Origin of the sequence: Phocaeicola plebeius DSM 17135 (assembly GCF_000187895.1) — a bacterium.
Taxonomy (GTDB): domain Bacteria; phylum Bacteroidota; class Bacteroidia; order Bacteroidales; family Bacteroidaceae; genus Phocaeicola; species Phocaeicola plebeius.
Map to the genome: position 1 here is coordinate 1 of NZ_DS990121.1, position 5,593 is coordinate 5,593.

The 5,593-nt window shown below is 39.7% G+C and carries 6 protein-coding genes and 2 pseudogenes; 2 read left to right on the forward strand and 6 right to left on the reverse strand.

Annotated elements, in window-relative coordinates; all coding sequences use genetic code 11:
- The 4 genes and pseudogenes from BACPLE_RS04040 to BACPLE_RS04055 all read right to left on the reverse strand — a co-directional run.
- Window positions 1-634 (reverse strand): annotated as a pseudogene (locus tag BACPLE_RS04040) (protein rep); the annotation flags it as partial.
- 640 nt (window positions 635-1,274) lie between these two features.
- Entirely contained in the window at window positions 1,275-1,673 is a 399-nt protein-coding gene (locus BACPLE_RS04045) for a hypothetical protein (protein ID WP_005799260.1), read from the reverse strand.
- Window positions 1,674-1,709: 36 nt separating this feature from the next.
- Window positions 1,710-2,030 (reverse strand): type II toxin-antitoxin system PemK/MazF family toxin, encoded by a 321-nt coding sequence (locus BACPLE_RS04050; RefSeq protein WP_005799262.1) that lies wholly within the window; start codon window positions 2,028-2,030, stop codon window positions 1,710-1,712.
- Entirely contained in the window at window positions 2,024-2,272 is a 249-nt protein-coding gene (locus tag BACPLE_RS04055) for an AbrB/MazE/SpoVT family DNA-binding domain-containing protein (protein WP_005812783.1), read from the reverse strand. The genes BACPLE_RS04050 and BACPLE_RS04055 overlap by 7 nt, the downstream gene beginning before the upstream one ends.
- Window positions 2,273-2,677: 405 nt before the next feature.
- On the opposite strand from BACPLE_RS04055, the gene BACPLE_RS04060 reads away from it, so the two are divergent.
- Window positions 2,678-3,928 (forward strand): NBU/pMV158-type mobilization protein, encoded by a 1,251-nt coding sequence (locus BACPLE_RS04060; protein ID WP_005799237.1) that lies wholly within the window; start codon window positions 2,678-2,680, stop codon window positions 3,926-3,928.
- Window positions 3,929-3,997: 69 nt separating this feature from the next.
- On the opposite strand, the gene BACPLE_RS19410 is transcribed toward BACPLE_RS04060, so the two are convergent.
- A complete protein-coding gene (locus BACPLE_RS19410) occupies window positions 3,998-4,768 on the reverse strand; it encodes a hypothetical protein (protein ID WP_005799241.1) in 771 nt (256 codons plus the stop codon).
- Between the two features lie 91 nt (window positions 4,769-4,859).
- On the opposite strand from BACPLE_RS19410, the gene BACPLE_RS04070 reads away from it, so the two are divergent.
- Complete coding sequence (locus BACPLE_RS04070) at window positions 4,860-5,321, forward strand: hypothetical protein (protein ID WP_005812785.1); 462 nt, start codon at window positions 4,860-4,862, stop codon at window positions 5,319-5,321.
- A gap of 3 nt (window positions 5,322-5,324) precedes the next feature.
- On the opposite strand, the pseudogene BACPLE_RS04075 reads toward BACPLE_RS04070, so the two are convergent.
- Window positions 5,325-5,593: pseudogene (locus BACPLE_RS04075) on the reverse strand (protein rep); the annotation flags it as partial.

Genomic DNA, 5,593 nt, shown 5'->3' on the forward strand with positions numbered 1-5,593 from the left:
TCCCATGCATGGCAGTATAAATCATATCCAAAGCCTTATAATTTATCTGAATCTTTTTTTTACCGTCACGACCTTTCGATTTTGAGACAGAAGCCTTTGAAGCATACTTAAAAACCTCTATCGCTGCATTTTCAAAATCCTCTATCTTCTTATATTTCTGAAAACGGGCATCAGCAACCGTACTACCATGCAATTTCTTCCATTGGGCTACTACATATTTTGCAGCTTCCAATGAATCAACAATAATATGAAAATGATAATGGAACGAAAACAAATCCTTTTTTACTACATGATAGGTACACTCCTTCTTAATCACCCCCGAAATACCAAGTGAACGAAACTTGTGTTTCGTCCTTATACCATCAGCCCACATCCGGTTACATCTACGCATGAAATCTCGCAATACCCTTGCATCATCGGTTACACAATTTTGCAAGGTAAGCGTCACAAAATAAAACTCTCTGCCTTCCGAAGCCAAATACTTCATAACCGGAAGGAACTTCTTTACATTTTGTGCCGTTTGAATACGCTGACAGATAGGACAAAAAGCCCGATGACAATAATGGGAATGCGCCTTACCTCCCTGCACAGTATAAACATTTGAACACACATGGGCATCCATATATGCTTTCATCAGCTTACTATCCGGATTCTTTTCCGAAAGTTTTCGAGTAAAATTATGGGATATGATTTTTACTTTAGCCTTTTTTTTAAGACTATCAGAACCGTTTTTTAACGGACTTTCTTTGCAGTTGGTTATATTTGTTCTATCTTTGCACATATGAAATTTTGATGTGGCTTTCGTTTGGTATCCGCCCCGCCAAGAACGAACACAAACGATTGCTAATTCTTAAAATACAAAGCCCGTTGGTTACTGCCTTCGGGCTTTCGTTTTTTCTCAGCCCAAAAGTAGGTAATTCATTCCAAACCGCCAAACATCATTCAAAAAACCTACATATAACAAGTCAAAAAGCATTTACCACGAAACTTTCTAGTTTATCTAGTATGGGGGCTCGCCCCCATTCCCCCGGCTGCGCAATTCTGACACAAATACACTACTAAATCCACAACAGACAAAGATACTTCCGGAAAAAAAACTATCTTTGCCGTACACAAAGACAACCCTTGCCGAGCGATACGGGAGAGTTGCAAAAAAAACACCGGAGTGAATTGACGGATATCCGACATCTCCGGTGGTATTTTTTTCTTATCCCCCTCCCGTCCCCCAAAGGGGGAGCACACAAAGACAAGCCCTGCCTTCACTCAATGGAGTGTTAAATAGTTGCATATGGGTCAAGTTCCTTAATCCGCTTACACAAAAAATCAAAGCGTTTCTTTGTAAGTGGTGTAAGCGTATCGAGATTATCTCCATCGAAATTCTCCCCAAAAATAAGGTCGTTCATTCCTATGCCGTGATTGTAGTTCTCACGCACACAGTTGCGCAGCGTCCAAAGGTTACGCAGGTTTACCCAGTCTGCTGTGCGGCTCTTTACCCTGCGGAACAAGATAACGGCAGTCCGCAAATAGTGCCCCACATGGTCGTAATCGTGCAAGACACGTTTGCCCAAATAGTAAATATCCAAATCTTGTTTTTCTCTGTCCTCGACTACTTGACAGAGGAAGAATGGAATATCCTTCAGGTTATCCCATTCGATGTAGTCAGTTGGTTTCATAATGTCTTATTTGCATTTTTCTTTCCGTACTTTCCATTATTCACAGAACATTTGCTGAAATACTTCACGTAACCTTTTTATCTCACTGAAATTCAAATCTCCAATCTTTCTTTTCAGCCGGCTTTTATCCACCGTGCGAATTTGATCAGTGGCTATCTCTCCTTCACGCCCGGCTACAGAACACAGAACCCGGTAAGGATAATTTCTTATCGTTGAGGTTATCGGAACAATGACTACTGTTGTAAGGTACATATTCAAATCTGAAGGAGTGACAACTACACATGGCCGTGTCTTTGCCATTTCACCCCCACGGGTAGGGTCTAACTCTACCCAATACACTTCATACTGTTCTACCATGTCCAATCCTCAAACTTTTCATCCTCAAACACATCAGGGATAAGCAACTCATCATCCCCATTCTCATGGGCACGTTTGGCAGCTTCCGCCCATCCCTGACGTGGTTGTGCCTTTATCACAATATTGTTCCCGTCCAAAGAAATGCTCACAGCCGATTTCAAGGACAAACGCAACTGTTTCAATACTTCGGAAGGAAGTATTATCCCCTTGCTGTTTCCAATCTGAATAATATTCGTTACCATAATGTTATAACTTTATAATTGATTATCACGATACAAATATATGTAAAGTTATAACAATAACAAAAGGAAAAACAACTTTTTTCCATTTTCACCGAGAACCCTGTCAATGGCTGCACTCGTCGGGAGTGTTGGTGCACCCCCTTGCCGTGCAGCGCTCCCCGACCGATGATTTTTTATTGTGCCTTGTGTCCTTTTCCCTTTTGTCCGGCTTCTGTTCCCAAGCACATCCGGAACACATGGCAGAGCGCTTGCAAATCCCGTCCGGAAGGCTTACCTTTGCAAAAGGTTATAGCACACTATAACCCCTAAAGGGGTTGTGTGCGAGGGGTGTCCCCTCGACCCCGTGCGATGTGACGTTTCACGCCACATCTTCTAAACAGACATACACACCTAAAACCTAAAGATATGGCAAAGACATGTATCAGAGTGGAAGCCTGCAATATAGGCAGCTCGGAACGTCACAACTTAAGAAGCAAGGAGCTCGACTACATCCGTCCGGAACTCACACACCGCAACGAACAGTGGGTAGAATGTTCCATTGCCGAAGTACATCGGGACATAACGGAAAAATACAAGGAAGCCACCGGACAAGGATTACAGAAGAAAGCTACCCCAATCCGGGAAGGGGTAATAGTAATCAGCGAGGAAACCACAATCCAGCAGCTTCAAGACTTGGCCGAAAAACTGGAAGAACGCTTTGGAGTGCACGCCTTCCAAATCTACACCCATAAGGATGAAGGCGCAAACGTATGGGACGGAAAGGAAGAAGCATGGAAACCGAACTATCATGCGCACATGATCTTTGACTGGACGGACGGCCATACAGGAAAAACTGTAAAGCTGAACAGACACGACATGGCGGAGATGCAGACTATAACAGCAGAGTGTCTCAACATGGAACGTGGAGTTTCTTCAGACAAGAAACACTTGTCGGCCATGCAATACAAAAACAAAATGGAAACAGAGAAAGCTGAACAACTTCAAAAAGACATCGAGCAACTAAACAGGGCATACACTGCCGGAACCGAGAAAATCACCACAGTCCAAAAGGAACTTAGTACGGCACAAAAAGAGCTAAACAGCATGAAAACCGACATACACATCAACGAAGCCAAAGAAGCTGCCGCAAAAGCCGGAAAAACCGTATTTAATGCCGTTACAAGCGTCTTTAATGTAGGGGAAGTAAAACGACAAGCCAAAGAAATTGAAACCCTCAAAAAAGAAAATTATAACCTCTCATTCAAGAATCAAAATTTAGAAGGACAATTAAGAACCAACAACATCGAGATGCGAAGGGTACAGGAAACAACCGACAGACAGATAAAGGCAGAAGCATCCAAACTAAAACCCATAACCAACCTTTTTCCGGAAATGGAAAATGCACAGGAAAATATAGAGGAACTCCAAACTATGGGAATACAAAATAAAGATATCCGACAACTTCTTATTGGAAAGGAAATATACTACACTGGAAACCTTTACGATAAAGACAAGAGAAAATCATACCAAGTTAAAAACGTGAAAATAGATATCTCCAAAAGTCAGAATGGTATTACTACAATTTGGCTAAATAACATCCACTTTAAAAACTTTCTTAAAGAACTTTGGAATACACTACAAAAGACTTTAGATAACGGTAACTGGCTACACCGATAGAAAGACACTAATTTGAATTGCACTTCTCTTTTTTGAGAAGTGCAATTCAAATTAAATCCCGTTCATTTTTTAACGACTAAAGGTGCAATTAGCTATAAAACCAAAAGAAGGAGTAGTACCTTTTCCTTTAAACTCCCATTTAAAACCTTGACCAGGTACATTTGCATCCCAATACGAAGTCCAAGTGAAAGTGTTACTCCATAACGGTCCAGTTCCACTAAAAGCAACACTTTCAGGTGTCGTTATATTATCATCCGGACTTGGTTTAGCATTAGGATTTAATACTTCAAAGAAATAATAATTATTCTGTATTGAAGCATTCAAATCAACTTGCATCTTTAAAGTACGACTGGAATCGTAAAAAACTCCGGTAGTGCTTTGAGAACCTCCATTAATACTCAAAGAAGGGAGAACAGCCCTCGTTTCCGTTACAACATCCCTAAATACTGAAAAATCAAAATTAGCATCCTCCTTCACCTTTTTAACCAAAGTCTTTCCATTTACAGAAAAAACAACATAAGCGGTATTAGGATTTGAAATAGCACTTGCCACTTGAGCATTTAAAACCTGCAGGTTATTCTTATATTTCTCAATACTCAAAGGACTAACTTTTTCTAAATCCTGCCAATCCGAACCTGTTACATAAGACAACGCCCTCGTTTTCTTATTCTCATTGAAATAGTATTCATTTGTAATCTCATTTACATCAACAAAACGAGATAAGACCTCCATATCAGATACAGAATCACTAACCACAGGTTCTATTACTTCATTATCATTACACGAACAAACACCCAAAACAGTCAGTAGACTGATGAACATAAACATTACTTTTTTCATAAATCCTCCTTTTTTAAAGTTAATAAATAAAGGTTTCGCCCCAAAATATAAAATTTCTCCTATTTTTGCATTGAATATTAAATATTTAACTATGAATAGAATAATACATATCTCTTTACTTATTTCAACAGTATCACTTTTTCTTATTTCAAACACCGGATGTGTTGAAAAACAAGGATACTACAACCATGGAGAAGAAAGCATAATCTCATTAATTTGTGATATTACATGGGCTGGTAAAAAAACAACAGACGAAAACGGCAGTGTCTGGCAAGGTACATACAAATTCAATAAAAACGGAACATATACCCGTACAAATATAGAAATCGACAAACAAGGAAATAAAAAAGAAGCCAATATCTACGGACAATGGTCATTCGGTGATCCAAGTTTCAGTACCATTTATTTTGGTGGAGAACATTACTGGGACATAGACGAGCTAACTAAAAACAAATTTTCCTTCTATGACAGAAGTGGAAAATTTGGCGATCCTTTCATGAATAGAGAATACATAGAACTCACACCATACCAAGAAAACAATACAACAAACTAACAACTACCCACTATTAGGAAAAATATCCTCATCTAAATAAATATCCTGCAAAAGTTCATCCTTCCGGGTGACCTTATAACAACACAATGCCTCCCCAGTTTCCATATTATACCAATCAGCCACCTTATCTTTCACAGACATATACCAAGTATAACAACCATCTTCAACATTCAATCCCTCAATATTAAGAACCAAATCCTCATCTCTAAAATCATTCAACGCTTCATCTCCGATCATGGTGCGGAACTGTCCGAAACTACTCATGCGCTGCA

Excerpts from the sequence above, each read along its gene's own strand:
- BACPLE_RS04045 (WP_005799260.1), bottom strand. The coding sequence starts at position 1,673 with ATGAAACCAACTGACTACATCGAATGGGATAACCTGAAGGATATTCCA.
- BACPLE_RS04050 (WP_005799262.1), bottom strand. The coding sequence starts at position 2,030 with ATGGTAGAACAGTATGAAGTGTATTGGGTAGAGTTAGACCCTACCCGT.
- BACPLE_RS04055 (WP_005812783.1), bottom strand. The coding sequence starts at position 2,272 with ATGGTAACGAATATTATTCAGATTGGAAACAGCAAGGGGATAATACTT.
- BACPLE_RS04060 (WP_005799237.1), top strand. The coding sequence starts at position 2,678 with ATGGCAAAGACATGTATCAGAGTGGAAGCCTGCAATATAGGCAGCTCG.
- BACPLE_RS19410 (WP_005799241.1), bottom strand. The coding sequence starts at position 4,768 with ATGAAAAAAGTAATGTTTATGTTCATCAGTCTACTGACTGTTTTGGGT.
- BACPLE_RS04070 (WP_005812785.1), top strand. The coding sequence starts at position 4,860 with ATGAATAGAATAATACATATCTCTTTACTTATTTCAACAGTATCACTT.